This window comes from Syntrophomonas zehnderi OL-4 (assembly GCF_000983115.1).
Taxonomy (GTDB): domain Bacteria; phylum Bacillota; class Syntrophomonadia; order Syntrophomonadales; family Syntrophomonadaceae; genus Syntrophomonas_B; species Syntrophomonas_B zehnderi.
In genome coordinates, this window is record NZ_CGIH01000032.1 from 44,334 (window position 1) to 66,962 (window position 22,629).

26 protein-coding genes are annotated in these 22,629 nt (G+C 45.1%); 8 read left to right on the forward strand and 18 right to left on the reverse strand.

The genetic code is table 11. From position 1 onward, the window contains the following. From AAV90_RS09815 to AAV90_RS09860, 11 genes are all read right to left on the reverse strand, one after another. A complete protein-coding gene (locus AAV90_RS09815; RefSeq protein ID WP_242847535.1) occupies positions 1-873 on the reverse strand; it encodes a branched-chain amino acid ABC transporter permease in 873 nt (290 codons plus the stop codon). A 10-nt stretch (positions 874-883) separates the two neighbouring features. Continuing rightward, positions 884-1,759 (reverse strand): branched-chain amino acid ABC transporter permease, encoded by an 876-nt coding sequence (locus AAV90_RS09820; protein ID WP_046498413.1) that lies wholly within the window; start codon positions 1,757-1,759, stop codon positions 884-886. A 346-nt stretch (positions 1,760-2,105) separates the two neighbouring features. After that, positions 2,106-3,260, reverse strand: a complete 1,155-nt coding sequence (locus AAV90_RS09825; RefSeq protein WP_046498576.1) for an ABC transporter substrate-binding protein — start codon at positions 3,258-3,260, stop codon at positions 2,106-2,108. Between the two features lie 145 nt (positions 3,261-3,405). After that, the gene (locus AAV90_RS14920) at positions 3,406-3,561 is read right to left on the reverse strand and encodes a hypothetical protein (RefSeq protein WP_157609539.1); all 156 of its coding nucleotides are present in this window, start codon (positions 3,559-3,561) and stop codon (positions 3,406-3,408) included. A 15-nt stretch (positions 3,562-3,576) separates the two neighbouring features. After that, complete coding sequence (locus AAV90_RS09830; protein ID WP_046498415.1) at positions 3,577-4,221, reverse strand: YkgJ family cysteine cluster protein; 645 nt, start codon at positions 4,219-4,221, stop codon at positions 3,577-3,579. Further along, on the reverse strand, positions 4,218-4,745 hold the full coding sequence (locus AAV90_RS15605) for an acyltransferase (RefSeq protein ID WP_052729720.1): 528 nt from the start codon (positions 4,743-4,745) through the stop codon (positions 4,218-4,220). The genes AAV90_RS09830 and AAV90_RS15605 overlap by 4 nt, the downstream gene beginning before the upstream one ends. Before the next feature lie 56 nt (positions 4,746-4,801). Continuing rightward, on the reverse strand, positions 4,802-5,557 hold the full coding sequence (locus tag AAV90_RS09840; protein WP_046498418.1) for an SIR2 family NAD-dependent protein deacylase: 756 nt from the start codon (positions 5,555-5,557) through the stop codon (positions 4,802-4,804). 3 nt (positions 5,558-5,560) lie between these two features. Then, complete coding sequence (rnhA, locus tag AAV90_RS09845; RefSeq protein WP_046498420.1) at positions 5,561-6,007, reverse strand: ribonuclease HI; 447 nt, start codon at positions 6,005-6,007, stop codon at positions 5,561-5,563. 1 nt (position 6,008) lies between these two features. Further along, positions 6,009-6,281 carry a late competence development ComFB family protein gene (locus AAV90_RS09850; RefSeq protein WP_046498581.1) on the reverse strand — a complete coding sequence of 91 codons (273 nt, stop codon included), beginning with the start codon at positions 6,279-6,281 and terminating at the stop codon, positions 6,009-6,011. 105 nt (positions 6,282-6,386) lie between these two features. Continuing rightward, positions 6,387-6,689, reverse strand: coding sequence for an FmdB family zinc ribbon protein (locus AAV90_RS09855; RefSeq protein WP_046498423.1), 303 nt, complete (start codon positions 6,687-6,689; stop codon positions 6,387-6,389). A gap of 415 nt (positions 6,690-7,104) precedes the next feature. Next, on the reverse strand, positions 7,105-7,815 hold the full coding sequence (locus AAV90_RS09860) for a CPBP family intramembrane glutamic endopeptidase (RefSeq protein ID WP_046498424.1): 711 nt from the start codon (positions 7,813-7,815) through the stop codon (positions 7,105-7,107). A gap of 173 nt (positions 7,816-7,988) precedes the next feature. Between AAV90_RS09860 and AAV90_RS09865 the strand changes: the two genes are divergently transcribed. Continuing rightward, complete coding sequence (locus tag AAV90_RS09865) at positions 7,989-8,492, forward strand: DUF4912 domain-containing protein (RefSeq protein WP_046498427.1); 504 nt, start codon at positions 7,989-7,991, stop codon at positions 8,490-8,492. Between the two features lie 763 nt (positions 8,493-9,255). Here AAV90_RS09865 and AAV90_RS09870 read toward each other — a convergent pair. The 5 genes from AAV90_RS09870 to AAV90_RS09890 form a co-directional block, all read right to left on the reverse strand. Continuing rightward, complete coding sequence (locus AAV90_RS09870) at positions 9,256-9,687, reverse strand: hypothetical protein (protein ID WP_046498429.1); 432 nt, start codon at positions 9,685-9,687, stop codon at positions 9,256-9,258. 114 nt (positions 9,688-9,801) lie between these two features. After that, entirely contained in the window at positions 9,802-10,449 is a 648-nt protein-coding gene (locus tag AAV90_RS09875; protein WP_046498431.1) for a deoxynucleoside kinase, read from the reverse strand. A gap of 120 nt (positions 10,450-10,569) precedes the next feature. After that, positions 10,570-11,928: a SpoVR family protein gene (locus tag AAV90_RS09880; protein ID WP_046498434.1), complete on the reverse strand. Its 1,359-nt coding sequence runs from the start codon at positions 11,926-11,928 to the stop codon at positions 10,570-10,572. Then, positions 11,912-13,105, reverse strand: coding sequence for a YeaH/YhbH family protein (locus AAV90_RS09885; protein WP_046498584.1), 1,194 nt, complete (start codon positions 13,103-13,105; stop codon positions 11,912-11,914). Before AAV90_RS09885 ends, AAV90_RS09880 begins: the two co-directional genes overlap by 17 nt. Positions 13,106-13,115: 10 nt before the next feature. Beyond that, positions 13,116-15,044: a PrkA family serine protein kinase gene (locus tag AAV90_RS09890; protein WP_046498437.1), complete on the reverse strand. Its 1,929-nt coding sequence runs from the start codon at positions 15,042-15,044 to the stop codon at positions 13,116-13,118. A gap of 316 nt (positions 15,045-15,360) precedes the next feature. Here AAV90_RS09890 and AAV90_RS09895 point away from each other — a divergent pair, with 316 nt between their 5' ends. The 4 genes from AAV90_RS09895 (at position 15,361) to AAV90_RS09910 (ending at position 18,718) form a co-directional block, all read left to right on the forward strand. Next, positions 15,361-16,353, forward strand: coding sequence for a biotin--[acetyl-CoA-carboxylase] ligase (locus tag AAV90_RS09895; RefSeq protein ID WP_046498440.1), 993 nt, complete (start codon positions 15,361-15,363; stop codon positions 16,351-16,353). A 147-nt stretch (positions 16,354-16,500) separates the two neighbouring features. Then, positions 16,501-17,046 carry a biotin transporter BioY gene (locus AAV90_RS09900; RefSeq protein ID WP_242847536.1) on the forward strand — a complete coding sequence of 182 codons (546 nt, stop codon included), beginning with the start codon at positions 16,501-16,503 and terminating at the stop codon, positions 17,044-17,046. Between the two features lie 9 nt (positions 17,047-17,055). Continuing rightward, on the forward strand, positions 17,056-17,940 hold the full coding sequence (locus tag AAV90_RS09905; RefSeq protein ID WP_046498442.1) for an energy-coupling factor transporter ATPase: 885 nt from the start codon (positions 17,056-17,058) through the stop codon (positions 17,938-17,940). Further along, positions 17,933-18,718: an energy-coupling factor transporter transmembrane component T family protein gene (locus AAV90_RS09910; RefSeq protein WP_046498443.1), complete on the forward strand. Its 786-nt coding sequence runs from the start codon at positions 17,933-17,935 to the stop codon at positions 18,716-18,718. Before AAV90_RS09905 ends, AAV90_RS09910 begins: the two co-directional genes overlap by 8 nt. Positions 18,719-18,908: 190 nt before the next feature. On the opposite strand, the gene AAV90_RS09915 is transcribed toward AAV90_RS09910, so the two are convergent. Then, a complete protein-coding gene (locus AAV90_RS09915) occupies positions 18,909-19,706 on the reverse strand; it encodes a biotin--[acetyl-CoA-carboxylase] ligase (RefSeq protein ID WP_046498446.1) in 798 nt (265 codons plus the stop codon). Positions 19,707-19,846: 140 nt separating this feature from the next. Here AAV90_RS09915 and AAV90_RS09920 point away from each other — a divergent pair, with 140 nt between their 5' ends. From AAV90_RS09920 to AAV90_RS09930, 3 genes are all read left to right on the forward strand, one after another. After that, entirely contained in the window at positions 19,847-20,059 is a 213-nt protein-coding gene (locus AAV90_RS09920) for a biotin/lipoyl-containing protein (RefSeq protein ID WP_046498449.1), read from the forward strand. A gap of 226 nt (positions 20,060-20,285) precedes the next feature. Then, positions 20,286-20,687 carry a hypothetical protein gene (locus tag AAV90_RS09925; RefSeq protein ID WP_242847537.1) on the forward strand — a complete coding sequence of 134 codons (402 nt, stop codon included), beginning with the start codon at positions 20,286-20,288 and terminating at the stop codon, positions 20,685-20,687. 307 nt (positions 20,688-20,994) lie between these two features. Continuing rightward, on the forward strand, positions 20,995-21,774 hold the full coding sequence (locus tag AAV90_RS09930) for an enoyl-CoA hydratase/isomerase family protein (RefSeq protein ID WP_046498452.1): 780 nt from the start codon (positions 20,995-20,997) through the stop codon (positions 21,772-21,774). A 56-nt stretch (positions 21,775-21,830) separates the two neighbouring features. Here AAV90_RS09930 and AAV90_RS15435 read toward each other — a convergent pair. Then, a partial coding sequence (locus AAV90_RS15435) for a VWA domain-containing protein (protein ID WP_242847538.1) occupies positions 21,831-22,629 on the reverse strand: 799 nt, incomplete at its 5' end.

A 22,629-nucleotide genomic window follows, 5' to 3' on the forward strand; every position in this document is an offset into this window, starting at 1 on the left:
CTACACCTCTTTTCTGAACAGGCGCTTTTTAATATCGTAAATCCGTACATCACCCAACAGGCCGTTCGGTCTGAATATCATTAAAATAACCAGCAAGGCTCCGTAGAAAAGCATCCGGTAGTCCTGCACGATGCGCAGCATTTCCGGTGCTATGGTAAGGATAACGGTTCCCAGGATCACACCGGGGATACTGCCCATTCCTCCCAATACCACCATATTTAAAAGCTCAATAGATTTCATAAAACCGAAATTACCTGGTTCAATAAAATACATATAATGGGCGAAAAATCCTCCGCCCAGCCCGCCCAGAAATGCGCCCATAGTGAAAGCCAGTACTTTCATGCGGGTAGTATTTACTCCACAGGCCTCAGCGGCAATTTCATTCTCCCTTATAGCATACAAAGATCGCCCAGCTCGCGAATTTAGTAATTTGTAATTTAAATATATTACTATAATAACTACAATCCATACCCCGGTGAAGGTAGTACTCTGCGGAATACCTGAGAACCCCACGGCTTTTCCGCCCGGTTCAAAATTCAAGAAAAACACCCGGATGATTTCAGCAAATCCAATAGTAACCACAGCCAGGTAATCCCCCTCCAAGCGCAGGGTCGGAATCCCTAAAAGAAAACCAAACAAAGCCGCAACCAAAGCTCCTGCCAGGAGCGCAACAAAGAAAGGCACCGCATAATGTACCGATAAAATAGCCGAGGTATACGCACCCAAACTCATAAAACCAGCATGCCCCATGGACAACTGGCCTGTTACTCCGGTGATTAGATTCAAGCCCAGGGTCAGGATGATATTGATTCCTATGAAAACCATAATGCGCAGATAATAAGCATCCACATACTGCGTTAAAAATGCATCCAATCCAGTTCACCTACACCTTTTTTGATATCTTTTGACCCATCAAACCCTGCGGCCTAATAATCAGCACCAGGATCAGAATCGCAAAAGCGATCGCATCCTTATATGAAGAAGAAAGGTAGGCGACCCCCATAATTTCCAAAATCCCCAGGGTCAAGCCTCCCACCATGGCGCCCGGCACGGAACCGATTCCACCCAAAACCGCTGCGGCGAATGCCTTTAGCCCGGCCATGGTACCCATATAAGGCCAGACGGCATTATAATAAATCCCTACCATTACTCCACCGGCTGCAGCCAGGGCGGAGCCAATGGCAAAGGTAAAGGATATTACCCTATTTACATTGATACCCATCAGGGAAGAAGCATCGATGTCCTGAGAACAGGCCCGCATGGCTTTGCCTATACGGGTTTTTTGTATCAATAACTGCAGTCCAATCATCAATAAAGCAGAAACCACCAGGATAATTATTTGCAGGGCGGAAACCTCAACTGAGCCGAGGTAGAAGGTGTTTTGGGCTATCATTTCTGGATAGCGGGTGGTATTAGGGCCTCTTATCAAGGCCATTAGCGTAGATAAAAAGATAGATACCCCAATGGCGCTTATCAAGGCTGACAAGCGGGAAGATTTGCCGCGCAAAGGACGGTAGGCAATTCGTTCCACCAACATTCCCAGCAGCATACAGAAGATCATAGCCCCCAGCAGGGCTGCAAAAATGTTTAATCCCAGGGCGGTTACCAGAAAAAGACCAATAAAAGCCCCAAACATATATATTTCCCCGTGGGCAAAATTAATGAGCTGCACGATTCCATAAACCATGGTATACCCCAGGGCAATAAGTGCATAAGTACTTCCCAGGGTAAGACCGTTGAGCACCTGTTCCAGGAACATAAGCTTCCTCCCTAGTTAATATTAAATTTAAACATAAATATTATATCATCTATTAAACTGCCGTAGGGATTTTACTTGTCCCTTAGTAATAAAATATCGAATTAACGTCAAATTAACCCCCTGGCTGGAGGCTTAAAAAGTTAGGGGTGAGGCGTGAGGGGGAATGTTCCCTTTTCACCCAAAAGTCATTCTGTAGGGGAGGCTTTAGCTTCCCCCGCGGGAGCTAAAGCTTGCGCTACGATGGTTGAATATTATTAAAAAAACCGTGTAAATCCGCGTTATCCGCATCTATTAACTAAAAACAGCCCGATCAATTCTGATCGGGCCGCTTAAATATCGGGATATACTAGTATTTAATCGGAATCCTATCTACCAGAGCCCATTTACCATCCTTGACCGTCTGCAGGAAAACGGTGCTCTTTAAAGGCTCCCGATCCTCCCTGAAGGAGGTTATACCGGAGACCCCCGGATAATCTTTTAATTTGGCTAATTCATTCTTAAATACCTTGGGATCAGCGCTATTTGCATCTTGCATCGCTTTAGCAAGAATCATAACTGCATCATAGTATTGAGCTGAAAACATATCGGGCTCTTCATTGTATTTTTCCTTATAAGCTGCAACGAATTTGGCTGATTCCGGACTGGGCTTGTCACTGGAAAATCCGCAGTAGAATATAACCTTTTCTTCAACCGCCTTTTTCCCCAACTTGGCCAGATCAGAGCCGTACAGACCATCTCCACCGATTAGATTAATATCAAGACCCTTTTTTTGAATCTCAGTCATTATCAGGGCGGCTTCCGTATAATAACCTGTGAAAACCAATACATCGGCATGCGCATTTTTTAATTTGGTAACCTGGGCGGTGAAATTGGTTTCTTTGTCGTTGATGCTCTCTTCCAGAACAATCTTGCCGCCTTGCTTTTTGATGGCATCTTTGAACACCGGTGTCAAGGCAGTGCTGTACCCATTGTTTAAAGAAGTAATAACAGCAATGTTTTTCCAACCCTGCTGGTTAATCATCCAATCCACGACCACTGGAACCGCAAATTGATCTAAGAGGGTATTACGGAAAACATAATCTCCTATTTCAACCACGCCGGTTCCGGTTGCACCACCGGAAAACAAAACGACTTGATTCGTCTGAGCTATTTTGGCGGCCACTTTGGTTAAACCGGTACAGGGATCCCCCACCATCGCTGCCACTTTATCTTGGGTTGCATATTTAGTGGCAATATTTGCTATTTCACTGCTGTCTCCCTTATTGTCATCATATATTCCTACCAGCTTTTTCCCTAAAACGCCTCCGGACTGATTGATTTCCTCAATCGCCAATTGCATGCCTTTTTCAGCCGGAATCCCGTAGTTAGCTACTTCACCAGTCTTAGCTCCCAAAAAACCCAGCTTTATGGTGTCGGATTTTTTATCTCCGCCACAACCCGCAACCAAGGTTGTCAGCATCAACACACATAAAATTAGTGCTAACTTCCTTTTTCCTCTCATTTTCAAAACCAGTACCCTCCTTTTTGAATAAATAAGTATAACAAAGGAGTAATTCCTTATTATTTCGATAAATCCTGCTAAAAAAAAACTTTATAAGTAAATAGGCACAAGGACACACAAAAAGCGTCTCCTTGTGCCGATTAGGTTACCTTTGGGGACTAAGGGTTGGTTCCAGGCTGTAAATCAGATGGTATTTTTTTCCTTGGGGAGGGCAAGTTATGGCGAGCAGGTGAGCTGGCTTGGTTTCATATTTTCTAATCACCCGGATGGGGTCATCGGTATTTACGTTTAAAATTATCATTACATCTCCTAGATTTTAAGGTAAAAACATTTCCAGAGGGACATCTTTGTAATCATTCGCTTGCAGAAAAGCTTCCACCATCTTGGTTCCCTGATATTCTTTGAGCAGGTTAACCAAGAGTTGGTCAAAACTGGTTAAAGGCCCGTCCTTACCTGAGGGCAACAGCCCCTGGCTTTCGGCATATATCTGGGTGGCAGCCGCTCCAGTCCAACTGATTTTATAGATTAACTCTTCGGTTGCGCCGGCCAGCGGTGTACAGATATAAAAACGACAGAGGAGAGATCGCACAGCATATATACTGCAGATTTTCCCCTTCAGAAAAACACAATGGTTAGGATGTAAGCGCAGTAACCCAGCGGTAACTTTTTCCGGTTGAAAATACTTTTCAATAAACGTAGCCTGATCCAGATGCAATTCCCGGGCTATCTTTTTAAATGCTATTATATCGGGGATCACATAGGCCGTCTGGCAGCAATTCACCTGACAGCCCTTGCAAACATCGTGAAACCCCAACGCATATTCCTTGCGAATCAGGGTATCATCACACAGCGGTTGCCAAACATCCAACAAATCCTGCAGGTTAGCATGTGGATCCTGTATGTCTACCCCCAGAACTATTTTGCCATTTTCCTCGGATTGATATACCTTGATCTTGTTCATTCCCAGATAACATCCTTTTTAATCACCCGAGCTGGATTACCGCCTACCAGAGTACCTGGCGGGACATCCCTGGTTACCACGGCATTATTGGCAACGATGGCCCCTTCGCCTATGGTAACTCCTTTTAAAATAACTGCCCGGCAACCGATCCAGACATGATCTTCCACCCGGATGGGAGCAATCTTGGTAGTAGGAATTTCCCCTGTTATCCCGAAGGGATGGGAAGAAGTATCCATAAAAAGCACATGCCAGGAAATTGCACAATCCTTGCCGATGTGAATTTCCTTCAAAGCCAATACATTGGCAAAATCGCTTAAATATGTATTGTCACCCACATAGACGCGGGCATTGTCCCCCAAGGAGAAACGCACCTTGCGCTCCAGAAGGACATTATTACCCACATGAACTTCAGCACCCCTGCCCAGAAAGAATTCTCCCGGATTTTTGGCCAGCAGATTGTCACCATAGGATGCCAGTTTTCTCTTTACCAGAAAGGTGCTAATTTTATCACCGATACTCTGCATTACCGTATATCCTCCCCTAGGCATTCCTGATTCTTTTGAGTTTTCCGGGTTCTACTTCAGCCTAGTTGTTGACATATTTCTGCCAGCACCTCACCGGTTGAGCCGGTTCCAGGATCAATTTTTACCCGAGCAGCATAATCCAGTTGGGTCGGGCCTTTATTAATAATCACCAAATCCCTGGACGTATTGCAATACTCAGATACAAAACCAGCCAGCGGATAAACGGTTAAGGATGAGCCAATCACAATGAGCAGGCGGGCATCCAGGATCATTTCCCGAGCCCCCATATAGTTGTTGATATTCTCTCCAAACAAAACCACGTTAGGTTTTACAACTGCCCCACAGATCTCGCATTTGGGCACGTTTTCCCGACTATTTGCGTAGAAGTCCAGATCATAAATCCGGCGGCAGTGATAAGCAGTACAAATAAATTCCTGGGCATTGCCGTGAATAGGAATTACATTCCTGCTGCCTGCCAACTGGTGCAGATTATCTATGTTTTGCGTGACGATGCCTTTAATGTATCCTTTTTTTTCCAGGTCTGCAAGTGCCATATGGGCTGGACTCGGTTCAACCTGAGGAAAATTAAAATACTGACGGTAATTTTGGTAAAATTCTTCCGGATAACGATTAAAAAAATCAATATTTATAATACGCATTACCTGGTCTTCACCCAGTTGCCGGTAAATACCATTTTGACCTCTAAAATCAGGGATTCCTGCTTCAGTGCTAATTCCAGCCCCGCTTACCACAACAGTATAGTTCGAATTCTTGATGAGTTGAACGGTCGATTTAATCTCTTGGCTGAACATATTTTACACCTCCCGGTTTTCTTTAACCCCCAGGCGGGCCAGCTGGTCACAACGTTCGTTCCAGGTATTGCCGGCATGGCCTTTTACTTTTACCATACGTACCCGGTTTTTCCGCATCAGGGGGATAAGCTCCCGCCATAAGTCCTGGTTGGCTACAGGTTCTTTCTTGCTGTTTTTCCAACCATTCTTCTGCCAGTTTTCTAACCAATTCTGCTCAATGGCATTGACCACATATGCGCTATCCGAATAAACTACAATATCCCAATTGCTGACCTTTAAAGTCCGCAGGGCTTCAATAACCGCTTTAATTTCCATACGCTGGTTGGTGGTGTCGCTTTCGCTGCCGTATATTTCCTTGCGCTCATCCTTATATAGCAATACCGCGCCCCATCCTCCCGGACCAGGGTTACCCGAACAGGCTCCATCCGTATAAATTGTAACTTCTTTCATCTTATTTTCCTTCGTGGCGGGGTTTGGCTGAGACTACCTCCACCGCCTCGGTCAGGGCAACTATAACAGTCATATACAGCTGGTTATCCAGATATGCTGCTTTAGAAAACGTCTCGCCCTTTGAAGTTGCCACATATCTGGGCTTCAAATGGTTAAGAGCGTAGGCGGCCATATCCGCTCTACATATGTCACAATCACAGGCCCCAGCTTTTCTTTTTATAACATCCCCCAGATTGTCCCAGACGATTTTTTCCAATATATTTATAACTGCCATATGCCCCTCCCTGCGAGCTGATCTTATTTGTTCAGTTCGCCAGATCATGCTAAGATCCTCTTTTGGGATAAACCGGAATAAATAAAAAATCCCCAGCTGGGGATTTTAAGCTTCCAAAACTTTGCTGGTAGTATTATCGGACTGTTCTACAAAAGAACCTATATCAGCATCCAGCAGAGCCTCGTTATCCTTCTGCCTTTCCTGATTTAGGCTTCGTGCCCGGTCTTGCAAATGAGCCTTATCAGTCTGGTAAAAACCTGAACCTTTAAAAACAATCCCTACGTTTCTGCTTATCAACCGCTGTACTGGCCCGTTGCAAGTGGGGCACTCAGTTAGCACAGCATCGCTGAATTTTTGTAGTTTTTCAAATCGTCCGCAATTACCGCATTTGTATTCGTATATGGGCATTTTCTTTCACCTCTCCTTAACATATTAAGACATTATTATTAATGTTTTGTCAAGCCGAGGGGACGGTCTTCTGTGTCACTTAATATGAGTGACATGGAGTAGTATTACAAATATTGTTTATCCGTTTTTTTCTTCTAATACTGTTTTTTGATTAACAAAAAGGGGAGATAATGGGCTGTAAGTGTTTGTTACCGGAGAACATAATAATATTACGGTATCTACATATACCAGCCGCCGGTTAAATTTGTTAACCGGGGACTGCTCAATGATCTCGACCGGTTTTTGATGATTTGCGCAAAGATGATGACCTGGATGTAGTAATTTTAACCGGCAAAGGTGAAAATTTATTTGGCGGGGCTAATCTTCCCTAGTTTAATTTCTTTTAAAGTGCGTAAATCCGCATCTATAAAAAACCTTATACCAATCCCTTAAATATACTCAAGTAAACGGCCAGAGCCATGGTGCCGTTCCAGATTCCATGAGCAACGGCAGGAACCCAAATGCTCCCGGTCTTTTCATATATATAGCACAATACGGCACCGCCGATGGAAAGAGGCAAAGCCCGCCATAAATCCCAATGCGCCAGTCCGAAAATCAAACCGGCTCCAATGGCTCCCCAAAAAGGGCCCAGATATTCTCTGAATACCGGGTAGACCATACCCCGATAAAAAATTTCTTCGGAGATCGGTGCCAGGACGACCCCGGCTAAAAAAACGGGTATAAAAACCGGTAAATTACCCGCTGATCGCAGCATTTCTTCATAATACTGAGGCGGCAATTCCGGTTGAAACTGTTTTATAAACGCCCCCAAAAAAACGACCAGAATGACTAATAAAACTCCGCCTAGCACGCCGTATTCCAGGTAGTTATTGGGATGGGTGCTTTTTATTCCTAAATCAGACCAACTGCCCTGTGCCACCACTACTGCCATAATATATACCAAACCAATGGTAGCTAGGAACTGAAGCAGGAAAGCAAAAAGGAAAAAACCAATATCACCCAGACCAAATCCTGCAGCTATCTGAGGTATGTTGCTGCCCAGCAGGGATACTATTATACCTGTACCTAAAATGCCCAGATAGACAATGATAATATCCAGGAAACCCCAACGTGGTTTGGCAACCATTAGTAAACCCCCTTCAATGCCTATCATTATACCTTATTCATACCTGGGGGAGCGAATTCAAAAATTCTTAATCAAGACATAATCTGCTTATGAATCGACCCTAACGGACATAATAATTAAAATGAAGGCTGCTGAGAAACTTTCAGTTAGTGTCCCGACAAGGAGGTTGAAAAATGACTCCCGTTTTATTTATCCTTATTGTGTCATCACTGCTCATTATATTGTTGTACTGGGTGCTGTCCACCATCAGGGAAACGGAAAATATTCGCACTAAGATTCCCCGCTTTAATTATGAATTAGCGGCGGAATTATCTTCCTACGGAGAAAGTGAGCTCTATCTTCCCCAAGATTCGATAAAATTCATCGGTCATAAAAACAACACCTGGTTTGCCTATTGGAATTTAAGCCAGGAAAAACTAGCGCGCACAGCCCAACAACACGATACCATTCCCGATCCCGAGCGGATCGTCTTAAGACTGTATGAAATCAGCGAATGGCAGCGCTACTTCGACATTGAGGTAAAAAGCATATCTGGTCGGTGCAGATTCGAACTCCAGGCCGGTGTGTCCTACTACGTAGTTCTGGGCATGAACGTAAAAAAGCAGTTCATTCCTATGCTAACCTCCCAGACCATAAAAAAGACAACCCCGACAGCCAATGGAAATGATGAGATTTAAAAAAATCATTTTATGGCTCTGTTATGCTTTGCCAAATCTTAAAATAGACGCGGATTAAATCTGTGTCTAATTAATCCGCGTCTATTAGAAATCTATTTTCTTACTATATGGTTTGCGATACGGACGGGGAAGCTTTGCTTCCCAACGGAAGCTAAAGCTTCCGCTACAGATATGAACTTCGTTCATAATTAAGGTTGCACCCTACGGGCACTACTGATGCTCCCTAACGGTCGCTATTAAGGTTGCACCCTACGGGCACTACTGATATGAACTTCGTTCATAATTAAGGTTGCCCCCTGCGGGCACTACTGATGCTCCCTAACGGTCGCTATTAAGGTTGCACCCTGCGGGGACTACTGATATGAACTTCGTTCATAATTAAGGTTGCTGTGTAAATCTGTCTTATCTGTGTTATCTGGGTCTATTAAAACTGCGTAAATCCGCGGAAATCCGCGTGATCCGCGTCTATTAGAAATCTATTTCTTACTATATGGTTTGCGATACGGACGGGGAAGCTTTGCTTCCCAACGGAAGCTAAAGCTTCCGCTACTGATATGAACGTCGTTCATAATTAAGGTTGCACCCTGCGGGCACTACTGATATGAACTTCGTTCATAATTAAGGTTGCACCCTGCGGGTACTACTGATATGAACTTCGTTCATAATTAAGGTTGCTGTGTAAATCTGTCTTATCTGTGTTATCTGTGTCTATTAAAACCGCGTGAATCCGCGGAAATCCGCGTTACCCGCGTCTATTAACTTATTAAAAGAACAGTAAGGTAACCAGAACCAGCAGGCTGTGGGTAAAAAACAGAATTGCACTCATCCGCTCCATGCCCCAGTTGAAAAGCTGGGAAATCATCGTTTGCCCGGCAAAAAAACGCCGAAAACTGACGGCCGTTGACGCAAGATGAAACGTTTCCACCCCAGCCAGCAGGGCAGTGAAAAACTGTATAAAGGGATTTTTTATGACCAATAGAACCAATATAAAATAGGTCAGCTCCAGCAATACGGAAAAAAAATACATTGCCCATAGTTGCCCCTTGCTGGATCTTCCCTGCTGCACCATCCATTGGGTCATGGATTTCAATAATTCTATTTCAAAGTCCTGGGGCTTGCCCTTTATAATACGTATAAAATATAACGAATATAGAAAAAGCAAAATCCCGGCAAATATTCCCAGGGCCAAGATCATACCGACAACAACCTTTCTTTAAAATAGCAGGGGCCTTACGGCTTAACCTGTCTTCGTAAATTATCTTATCACTTTAAAAAACGTTTAAAATGCCGCCAGAGATTAACCCTTATTTTAAAGGATCAACTCGGTTCTTTCCAGGGAGCGTATGGTATCTTTGATTTTTTCCATGACATATTCACGGTCTTCCTGGATATGCACATAATCAAGTTTTTCCACTTCCAAAACTAATAATTTAGCCAGATTAAAATCTTTGTAATTATCCTCATAGTATTTATTGAGCAGATCCCAGTATTCCCTTTCAACTTCTATCTCATCAGGCCGACCCCGTTTGTGGATTCGACGGATGGCCTCATCGGTGGGCACTTTTAAATAAACCAGCAACCGCGGTGGATTTACATGTTCCAGCATAGTATTTAAAAGGTTGTTATAAACCGCATATTCTTCAGGGCTTAAGTAACCATGTTCCAGATACATACGGGCAAATATACGATCTGAATAAATGGAGCGATCCATCACGGCTTGTCCCACCTTCATAGCCTGCTGGTACTGTTTAAAGCGGTTGGTTAGAAAGTTCGTCTGCATAGGGAAAGCCCATTTCTCACGGTCATAAAAAAATTTGTGCAAAAGCCGGTTTTCATCCTCAAACATCTCACTAAATGGTTTTAAGTGAAGCTCCTCACAGATAATCTTTACCAGGCTGGATTTTCCAACTCCAGTTACACCATCCACCACAATCTCTACTCTGTTCCCGTTATGCAAAGTTTATACCCCTTCCCCCGGTGCTTGATACTGCATAGTATTCTCTACTTGTTATTATACTCCTACCTTAAACTATAAATCCATGATCAACCGCAGGGCAGTAAAGATACCGCTTTCAACTCAGGGCTCTGCTTCCAGGATTTGACCGGTATTGCGTACCTGGGTTTTCAGACGGACTTTGCCCCCCCATAATTGGGCGATGTATTTTAGCGTTTCATGGGCGTATTTGATTTGCAATTCTTTTCCTTCCCATTCATGTTCCAAGCAGAGCAGATTTTCTCCCTTTTTTACCTCGATTACTCTTATGTTAGGAACCATCCCCAGCCCAACCTGATTTGCCAAAGTATCCCGGATTTGCTGCCAACCGCTTTCATCAGCCACCTCACTTATCAGATAATCGCGGTTGTTCTTCCGATATTCAAATAGATTTAACCGGCGACATAATTCTTCTGTCAAATAGCGGCGAATAAAGGAGGCATCGCGCTCCAGTTCCCGCACTTGAAAAATAAAGTTGGGATTATCCCGATGTTTTTCGGCCAGATCATTAAAAATAGCAAACCCAATCTGGTAAGGATTAAGACTGCCCTCGTGGGGCCTTATAACCCGGTTGTGCCAAGTCATAAATTCCAGATACAGCCCCTGGGGCAGTTCCAACTGTTTGAGCAAATGGTAATGCCAAAAGCTGGCCCAGCCCTCATTCATTATCTTGGTCTCAATCTGCGGCAGGAAGTAAAAGGATTCCTCCCGCACTATCTGCAAAATATCCTTTTCCCATTCCTTCAGGGGGGCATAGCGAGCCAAAAACCACAGAATATCTTCCTCCGGCTGCAGAGGAATAGCATTAAGATCAGGCGGCTGGATATTGGCGGGGGGGTTGAGCAGGGGGTGCTCCTGCGAGGGTGGCAGCGCTTTTTTAAGGAGCCTCTCCTTTATTTCGGCTTCATTTAAACGTTTCTCCCCTACCTGGCGATATACCTGCAGCCGCAAAGCGTGGGCCGCATCCAGGATACGTTCCACCTTGACATAGCCGATGCCGGGATCACTAACATAGCTTCGTATTCTTTGACCATGGGACTTAAACATCTCCAGCGCCAGATCAGCCCGGGTTCCATCCCGAAACATTCGGTTATTGCGAAAAAAATCATTATGTCCATAAACATGAGCCATGGTAAGGATTTGCAAAAGCAGGGTATTATCTTTCATCAGATATGCCAGACAGGGGTTGGTGTTAATCACCATCTCATAAGGCAGACCGGTGAGATTATAACGATAGAAGGTTTTTTTACGCTCGTAAGCTTTGCCGAAACTCCAATGCGGATAGCGGGCCGGCATGCCCAGATAAGCCTCATAGTTGATCATTTCTTCGTAATCACAGATTTCAAACTCCTGGGGATAAGGGATAAGACCATTCTCCTTTACCAGAGCTTCGATCTGCTCATCCCATTTTTTTAATTCCTGCAGACTATATTCGCGGCTCATCCCTGCCCTCCTTTTCTGCAATAGTCAAAAGTTTTTTAAAAGCCGGCCAGATATCTTCCTTGCTCCCCATTTTAACCGACAGGAAATTACGCACCTTTATTTCTTTTTCGAAGATTTCAGACATGGTTTCACCCGGAGTCCAGGTAGAGACTATCTCTCCATAGCCAAATAAATTACATATACCGCAAAGTTCGCCGGCCTTCAGGAGGGCCTTGTCATTGTCTTCAGGCCAGTTGTCGCCATCGCTGCAATGAAAGGCATAAATATTCCAGATAGCGGGGCTGAAACGTTCCGCTATGATCTCCAGGGCTTTTTCGTAACCGCTGCTGATCATGGTTCCCCCGGATTCGCCGCGATGAAAAAAATCATCCTCGTTCACTTCCTTGGCCACAGTAGTATGGTTGATAAAAACGAGCTCCACATTTACATAACGGTAACGAACAAATTGATAGAGCAGGAAAAAAAAGCTGCGCGCTATGAATTTCTTGCTCAGGTACATAGATCCGGAATTGTCCATTATACAGATCACCACCGCATTGGATTCCGGCCTCAGTTGTTCCTTAAGCCGCTGATAACGCAGGTCATTTTCACTAAAAGGAAAACGTTCGGGAGGATCAATTATCTCGTCTTGGCCAGACTCAATACGCTGACCGGACTTCATCCTCTTAATCCGCTCGACCATGGTACGTTTTTTAGCCAGCCGCGGGGGGATGCCCTTGCGTTGAATCCCCCAGCGTTTGTTGCTGCTCTCGGTCTCCAGCAGGGATAGCTTCTTCCTTTCCATAAAAGGCAGGTTTAAATCTTCAAAAAGGTAGTTTACCAGCTCTTCCAGGGTGATTTCGGTTTCATAGATCTCATCACCTTCACCTTGCCCAGCTCCATCTCCAGAGCCGGACATTCGTTTATCCCCCACCCCGGAAATACGCTGCCCGCGTTTTTCTTCTCCCTTGCCGGCCGCTACCCCAGGACGGTTCTCACCATAGATAAACTGGTATTCTTTCAATCCCCGAATCGGTATTTTGAAGATTTTCCCCTGGTTTTGCCCAATAATACTTTCCTCAGCAATGATATTGCCTAGATTGCGTTTGATTACCTCCTCAACCAGACGGCGGTGGCGGCTGCGATCCTCCGCGCTGCGATCCCGGCCACCCCGCTTTTGTTCACGAAATATTGCCATACGGTTCACCTTAATCCTTCCACAGATTATTAGCGGCATATTTTAAGATGACATTACAGCAGTGGTCACAATATCCGTTGTTTTTCATGGCTTCCACCATGGCATCATATTTCTGGCTCTGCTCCGGATCGCGTACCCGGGCCTGGGTAACCACCCGTGATAATTCACGCACCGAGGCGATAAGCTTCTTTTCGATCGCCTCTTTCAAAGGCTCGTAGCTTTTAAAATCTATTTTGCTGCGGTTGCGCAGCAAGGCAAACATATAGGCTGTCACATCACTGCGAAATCCTTTGGCCGCCGTCCCGGTGATTCCAAGCTGGGTTTCGATGGACTCCAGGAATTTTTCATCCGGCTCCAATTCTTCCCCGGTATTTTTATCCTTTAGCCGGGTTTTGTTAACATAGGCTTCGGCATGATCCAGATAATTGTTAAATAGAGTCTCGGCCTGTTCCTGATATCCATGGATAAATGCCCGGGTTACTTCTTTTTCCAGAATGCGGTTGTATTCCATTTTCAAGGTTTCCTGGATCAAACCCAACAGCTTTTTCTTTTCTTCATCACTCATATCGGTAGAGCGCACTGCTTTAATCAGAGATTCCATGACCAAGATCGGGTTTATGCAATCACTATGGGCTTCAGACAATGCGTTATCAATCGCTTTCATTATAAAGCGGGTGGAAACACCGGATAGTCCTTCCTTGTAGGATTCATCCCGCAATTCCTGGATATCGACTTTCTTGGTGGAATCCTTTTCTACAATCTCCTCCCCGTTGTAAATCCGCATCTTGGTAAGGCTATCCACTTTGTTGGACGGACTTAAACGGCTCATAATCGCAAACATGGAAGCAATCTCAATCGTATGCGGAGCAATATGGGCTTTAAAATTACTTTTCTTTAAGATTTTTTGATAGATTTTTACTTCCTGATCCAGTTCCAGGCAGTAGGGTACTTCTATTTTGACAATCCGATCCAAAATGGCTTCATTGGTATGATCTGATTTGAATTTATTCCACTCGGCTTCATTGGAATGAGCCAGGATAATCCCGTCAAAATAAATCATAGGGCCTTTACCTGGGGAAGGAATGGATTTCTCCTGGGTGGCGGTAATAATGGTATGCAGATATTCCACGTCATTTTTAAATATCTCAATAAATTCCACTAATCCTCGGTTTCCTGCATTAAAAGCCCCATTTAACGATAAAACCCGAGGATCATCTTCGGGGTATAAATCCATTTTGGATATATCAACCGAGCCGACCAGAACCGAAGCATCTTGATTATTGGGATCTACCGGGGGCACTACGGCTATGCCTTGGCGGCCGCGTATGGAGAAATCCACCGTTTGTACCGGAAAGCGCTCATATTCCCCCCCATATTCGTGAATCAATCTGTAACGACAGACCGGGCACAGATCACCTTCTATCCTGACACCCAGTAATTCCTCGAACTGTCTTCGCAAATGCTTGGGGATAAGATGCAAGGGTTCTTCGCGCATAGGGCAGCCTTTCAGACCAAAAATAGGATTGCTGCTTTCCAGAGCCCTTTTAAGCGCTTCCATAATAGAAGATTTGCCTGAACCCACCGGCCCCACCAGGTACAATACCTGCCGTGATTCTTCGCCGCGCATGGTAGCAGAATGAAAATAGCGAATGATATCCATGATAACTTTATCAATACCGAAAAAATCAAACTCAAAAAATTTATATCTTTTTATGGTGTCATTACCGTAGATTCTGCGCAGGCGGGGGTGATCTTCGGTCTTGATAATTTCTACTCCGGGCTCGGCTAAAAGCCCGTACATGCGTTCATGAGCCAGCATGGCAAGCTGGGGTTTTTCTCTGATAATCTCCAGATAATCAAGGAGGGTTCCCTCCCAGAGTTTGTGCTTCCTTTCCTGCCTGTCTTTTTGTATAATGGCTTGAAAGTTATTTGTCACCATCGTCCCTCCTTTTTTAAAGCCTGCATACAGGGTTTTTGAAAACTGCATTGAGTAATAATATATATATGCGGTCATGACGTTTTTTTGTTCGCCAACTTTGCTATAATATTTGGTTTTTATGGTATTATTTGCTGGAATATACGGGTGATACTATTTACAAATGAACCGGTGTGATAATCAAGAGCTTAAAGAAGAAATGGTTATCTCCAATTTTTCCCAAAGAAATGCTCCCATAAGTTCCGGTGCCGTAGTTGGTCATATTTGGGTTTCAGGTTGGTTTGGGTTATAATGCAACCAAAAGGAGGGGGGATAGGGGATGTCGGTTCGGGAAACGGTTTTGCAGGCTTTAAAAGACAGTAAAGGACAATGGGTTTCGGGTGAGGCTTTAAGTGAAGTCCTGGGCGTATCCCGGACTACCGTTTGGAAACAGGTCAGGAAGCTTGTAAGTGATGGGTATGAAATAGAATCTTCCTCAAAAAAAGGCTACCGGCTTAGAGTCCCAGCGGATCTTTTATCCCCGCAGGAAGTCCTGGAAGGGCTTTCAACCCAGCAGTTTGGCCAGAATCACTATTTTTATTACCAAGAACTGGATTCCACCAATAACCGGGCTCGGGAACTGGCCGCGGAAGGATATCCTGAAGGAACGGTGGTAGCAGCGGAAATGCAAACGGCCGGACGGGGCCGCCGCGGGCGGGATTGGTACTCACCCAACCAGGAAGGCATATATGTATCGGTAATACTGCGGCCGCTGTTGCCCTTAAAGGAAATATCCCGGGTTTCTCTGCTAACGGCAGTAGCTGTTGCCGAAACCTTGGCAACAGATTTGAATCTGCATCCCCTTATTAAATGGCCCAATGATATATTAATAAATAACCGAAAAATAGCCGGTATTCTCTCCGAAGTCGTTACCGATATGGACAGTATCGAATATATCGTGGTTGGTATTGGACTAAATATTAATAATTTCCCCCCGGATTTTCCGCACGATTTCAGAACCCCGGCTACATCAGTCCAAGCCGAATGCCAAAGACCGCTGCCACGGGTACAAATTTTGCAAAATCTGCTCTTTAATCTGGAAAATCATTACCAAAAGCTGTTGCAGGGAAGATTCGGGGATACCCTGGAAAAGGCCAAAAACCTGTCCATGGTCATTGGCCGGGAAGTGAAAATCGATACCTTAAATGGCTTTTTGACAGGTCAGGCGGTTGATATAGACGACCATGGCTTTCTTCTGGTTCGCGATCAATCCGGAACTATTCATACCGTCATGTCAGGAGAAATAAGCCTTTTGTCCTCACCATCCAATTGATCGCTTATTGTTAACACCCTTCTGTAAATTTGGTTGACAATGCCTTTTGCCAATAATATACTAATAAAAAAGACGCACCTAAAACGGCCTAGCCCACCTGCGTCACCCGCTTATTTAAAAATTCACTGAACACGGGGGAATAATATTGTGAATCAAACTACCCGATCTCATTCGCAATTAAGACGCATGGTTTATGCGGCTATGTTTGGAGCCTTGACGGCAATCGGTTCCCTGATCGTTATCCCCATGCAGCCGGTTCCCATTACCCTGCAAACCCTTTTCACCAGCCTGGCTGGGGTACTTTTAGGAGGATCTGCCGCGGCCTTAAGCCAGGTAGTCTATGTGCTCCTAGGTATCATTGGCTTGCCGGTCTTTGCAGGCGGCAAGGCGGGTTTGGGCATTTTGTTTGGCCCAACGGGGGGTTACCTGATAGGATTTATCGTTGGTGCGTATATAATCGGCAAAATAACCGAAGCTCGCCAGGAGCCAAGCCTGGTGTGGATTACCATGGCTTTGGTGGTGGGCAACCTGGTTATCTATACGGTGGGTGTGACCCAGCTTTCACTGGTAGCTCATTTGTCTGTCATTAAGGCACTGCTGGTAGGCGTTGTACCTTTCCTGTTCGGGGATCTCATCAAACTCGTTGCTGCAGTACTGATTGCTTTTAAACTGCGTAATACTTTTAAACTATAGGAGGTCAGGATGGCTAATTTGATCCGGGTTAAAAACCTTACTTTTAAATATGAACCGGATCAGCCGCCGATCCTCCAGGATCTTGAGACTGAAATCGCCGCGGGTGAATACCTGGCCCTTATCGGCCCCAACGGCAGTGGCAAAACCACTCTGATACGGCATTTTAACGCCCTGCTAGTCCCTGCTCAAGGCGAAGTGCGGGTCGATGATCTGTTGACCAGCAATCCTAAGAATCTCTTGGAGATCCGCCGTCGGGTGGGTATGGTTTTTCAGAACCCTGATAATCAAATCGTGGGCATGAGTGTGGAAGAAGATGTAGCTTTCGGCCCTGGCAATCTGGGCCTGCCATCCGCTGAAGTGCGCCGCCGGGTTGATCATTCTTTAGAAATGGTGGGTTTGGGAGGAATGCAAAAACGTTCTCCGCATAAACTTTCGGGGGGGCAGAAACAGCTATTGTCTCTGGCTGGTCTCCTGGCCCTTAAACCTCGGGTGATTGTACTGGATGAACCCACTGCCTCCTTAGATCCGGAGGGTAGAGAGAAGGTTCTGGCAATGCTTAAAAGATTAAACCAGGAGGGTATAGCCATAATCCATATCACCCACAACATGGAAGAAGCAGCCCTGGCCAACCGTATTCTGGTAATGGATAAAGGTCAAATCATAGCCGATGGTCGTCCCGGTGATATATTAAGCCAGGTAAGCTGGCTTAAGTCGCTAGGCCTGGCTCCGCCCAGAATCACTGAACTGATGTGGCAGCTTAAGCAGGCAGGTGAAGATGTGGATACCTCAATTTTTACGATTGACGCGGCACGAGAGGAAATAATGACTTTACTGGCTCGGCCGGAGAATCAAGAAAAGACTTCTAAATTACAAAAGGCGGGAAATTATGTATAATTTAGGTCAATATATCCCCCGCCAATCTCCTGTTCACAACCGTGATCCCCGGGTTAAGCTGATCGGTGTAGTCGTTCTGGGTATAATCATATTGCAAATGAATATAACCGGCCTTCTGGCGGTGACCGCACTTTTTCTGGTGATTTCGCTCATAGCCCGTATTCCTGTAAGCTCTCTGTTAAATTCGCTGCGCCCGGTACTACCGTTTTTTTTCTTTCTCTTTTTGGTATATGTTTTCTTCACTCCGGGTCACCCACTGCCCTGGTTTTCCTTCGGTCCGGTTAAAATCAGCTATGAAGGGCTGCAGCTTGGGATAATCCAGATTTCTAAATTTCTGCTCTTGGTTGTTGCAGCCTCCCTGCTTACCATGACGACTACTCCTTCTGAGATAACCATGGGCCTGGAAAGATTGCTGCGGCCATTACGCTTTATCGGAATATCTTCTTATAATGTTGCTCTGCTAGTTTCTCTGGCTTTGCGTTTTATACCTATGCTGCTGGATGAAATGAACAGCATTAAGGAAGCTCAACTGGCCCGGGGAGCTAATGTCAATCAGCGCCGTATCAGCGGCAAGATAAAATCTATCACCAACCTGGCCGTGCCCTTGTCGATTAATATCCTGCGCCGCTGTGACGATTTGGTTGATGCCATGGAATCCCGCGGATACCATCCCGGACCCAGAACCTATCTGTACGAGCTGGCCTTAACCAGGACGGATTATGGTTTAATCGCCACCTTAACCGGGCTGCTGATTGTTTTTTTGATATATCATCCCTAATAATTCAGGCTTTATTATTAACCCCTATGATTGCCACTATAGAATCCCGGCTTTTATAAGTGCAAACTATAGCGACCAAAAATATTTACGGGTGTGGGAAATTTAAATTCATAGTCCTACGGTGTCTTTTGATCTGTTTGCTGATTAAAAACCGGTTAAAACAGCGTGATCAACTTATTATATTTCCGCCCTATCCTCTCAAACTGATATCTTCGGCCAGAAACTCCTGCTTGGTTCCATCCAAGCGCCTTACAACGAGTCCGCCCTTATCACTAATATCTTCAGCCACCCCTTGAATGACATCCTGATCTTTTTTTATGGTAACCTGTCTGCCCAGGGTAATATTTTTTTTGATCCATTGGCTACGGACATAAGGTTGACCGAACTGGGCGTAGTTTTGGTAATGCTCGTCCCAGCTAATCATGAAGCGCTTTAAAAACTCCATGCGGGAAACGCGCCGCCCTGTTTCCAGGTTGAGGGAAGTGCTGGTATCCCTGCAGTCAGCGGGCAGCTGGGCGGGATCTAAATTTATATTTATGCCAAAGCCCATGATAACATACTCCACCTTGCGCCTGCTTAAGCTTCCCTCAGCAAGTATCCCACAGACCTTTTTGCCGTTGATAAGAATATCATTGGGCCATTTGATGCCGGCGGTACAACCGGTAGTCAAATAGATTGTTTCGGCAGTCACAACGGCTCCCAATAGTGTAAGCTGGGGGATGGACTCAATCTTAATATCCGGTCTTAAAACCATGGACAGCAAGAGTCCCTGCCCGGGCGGACACACCCACTGGCGTTGCATTCTGCCCCGCCCCCCGCTCTGGAAAAGACTCATTACCACAGTTCCCTCAGGCGCTCCGGCCATAGCCATTTGTCGGGCTACATTGTTGGTTGAGGATACCTCACGAAAGATATGAATCCTTTTGCCCGGCAGCCTGATATGCTTGTGCGGTCGGGAAAACTCTTGATCAGAGACGTTATTTGCCATGTTCAATTCTCCTTAACAACCAAATGTATTAGAAAACTCTAATAATAATTTACCCTTTATAGGCGTATTTTGCGAGAACAAACTACAAAAGATAATATTTACTTAAAGTATAAACAATATAAAACTTAGGAGGAATTAAAATGGCTAATATTGAGGCTCCCATGGCAGGAAAAGTTCTGGAGATTATGGTTGAGACAGGGGATACTATCATTGAAGATGACGAAATAATAATCCTGGAAGCCATGAAAATGGAAAATCCTATTTTCGCAACCGAAGGTGGTATTGTTAAGGAGATCAAGGTCAAAGTTGGCCAGCAGGTCGCTGAAGGTGATGTATTACTAGTCCTGGAGTAGTAACCAAATTGTAGCGCGTATTTTAACCTCTGGTTAGACAAGCGGACTGTTGCAGACAGTCCGCTTGTCTGTGAATTTAACTGGCAAATTTAAAGTAAAGCTTTATAATATCTTTATGTGCAAACATAACCAGGCTTAGCGTATCGGCGCGGCTACCTGGCAAGGTTTGCCCCGCCTGCTATATTTCCAGACAGAAAAACTGGGCTTGCCAAAGGAGTTATCCGCTATGGGAAAACCAATGTATAGAGTAACCGATAAAGTCGTAAAGTGTCGCTCCTGCGGCGCAGATGTTTTAGAAAACGATTATCATTGCTCCCATTGTGGGGTTGGGGCCCCCGGAATTTATTCGCGTTGCCCAAAATGCCATGGAGACAACTATGTCTATCATAAATACGGCTTCGCCCTTATTCGGGCTATACTGTGCACCTGTATCGTAGGCCCGTTGGGCCCAATTTTTGGCTTTATAGGCAGCAGCCGGACAGAATGCGTTTGTAATGATTGTTATCAAGGCTGGTTCCCTTTTGAAAACGAGGTACAGGCTACCCGTTTTAATGTGTTGGTAGGTGAGGAAGGCAAGATGAGCCGAAGATTTAAGAAGATCCCCGCCAACTGCTATAAAAAGCCCTAAACCAGGTTTAATTAAGAAGCTTGTTTATGGCCCAATCACGGGCAGTAATTTTTTGTCTCTGTGTCATAATTCATTACGCAGTCCATGCTTTTTCGTCATGGACTGCCTTGTTCAGAATTTTTTACGAAAGAATCCTGCGTAAAATGGCTAATTAAGTACTTTACAAAAATCTATTTTAAAATTTGTCTTATTATCATACTATACAGAATAAAGACATCTTGATATGATTAAGATATACGCTGATAATATATCCCATTATGTGATTTTTATTACAAGCTAAAATTATTTTTTAAAGGAGGATGTCGGAATGGAATTTAAAACTTTAATACTGGAGAAAGAAGGCCCCCTGGCAATTATTACCTTCAATCGACCGGAAGCCATGAATGCTTCCAATCAGCAATCCATTGCTGACCTGCTTGCCGCCACTGCCGATATTGAGGCTGACGATAATGTCAAGGCAGTAGTTATCTGGGGCGGCCCCAAAGTGTTCGCAGCTGGTGGAGATATTAAGTATTTCTCGGAAGCACCACCGCTGGAAATGGAAACGTTTATCGCCAAATGTCATGCCGTACATGACCGAATGGTTGCATCTCCCAAACCTTATGTGGCAGCCATCGCCGGTCTGGCTCTGGGCGGCGGACTGGAAATAGCACTTGCCTGTGATATACGCATTGCGGCCGAAGGAGCTATTTTTGGCTTACCGGAAATTAATATCGGCATTATCCCCGGTGCGGGCGGAACTCAGCGTCTGCCGCGTATAGTAGGCTCCGGATGGGCCCGGCATCTGATTCTGACCGGTGATATGATAGATGTCGATACCGCATATAAAATCGGTCTGGTAACCAAGGTTGTCCCTCTCGATGGACTCCTGGAAGCAGCCAAAAAACAAGCCAAAGCCCTGGCTTACAAGAGTCCCATGGGAGTACGCTGTGCCAAGAAATGTATAAGTATCAGCGAAACTGCTGATATGCCAACTGGTCTGGCCTATGAACAAAAGACCTGGGCCTTCCTTTTTGCCGGAACCGACCGGGCTGAAGGCATGAAAGCATTCCTGGAAAAACGTAAACCCAACTATACCTGCAGATAAAACTGAAATAGGCCTGTCCGATAAACGGACAGGCCTATTGCTATGGTTGCGAAAAACTACTTAACACTCAGTGCCGAACCGACCGACTGCTTGGTCTTGAGTTTACGAATAGCCCTTTCCAGGCCTTCCACGGTCAGTTCCTCCATGGGGAATACCCCGCCGATTGTGCGGATGGTAAAGTTCCCCTCCATCCAGTCCCAGTATTTAGTGGGAATCGGGTTCAGCCACACCGAATATTCAAAGTGTTTACGAATATCCTTCAACCATTCAATTCCGGGACGTTTATTGTATAGATCCCAATCTATTACCCCACCCTCACGCATCAATTCATGGGGCGCCATGCTCGCATCACCAACAATTATGACCCGGTACTCGGGACTATAGGTGCGCAAAACATATTCGGTTTCGGTATAATCACTCTGGCTGCAGCTGGGGTCATGATATAGCCAGTCATAAATACAGTTGTGAAAATAAAAAGTTTTCAGGTCTTTGAAATGGTTGGATTTATTAACGGCCGTAAATAACTGATTACACAAACGGCTGTAAGAAATCATGGAGCCACCGGCATCCATTAAGAGCATTACCTTCAGACCGTTGACGCGCGGACGATCCCAGACCAACTCCAAACGACCGGCATTTTTACTGGTTTGATCTATAGTTCCATCCACATCCAGTTCAGTTTTGACTCCATCCAAACGGGTCGTAAACTGCCGCAGTTTGCGCAGTGCCATTTGAAATTGCCTGACCCCCAGGGTTTCGTCGGTGCGAAATTCCTGAAATCTGCGCATTCCGGCCACTTTTACCGCCGATAAATTACGGGATTGCCCACCCACCCGGATACCTCCCGGATGATAG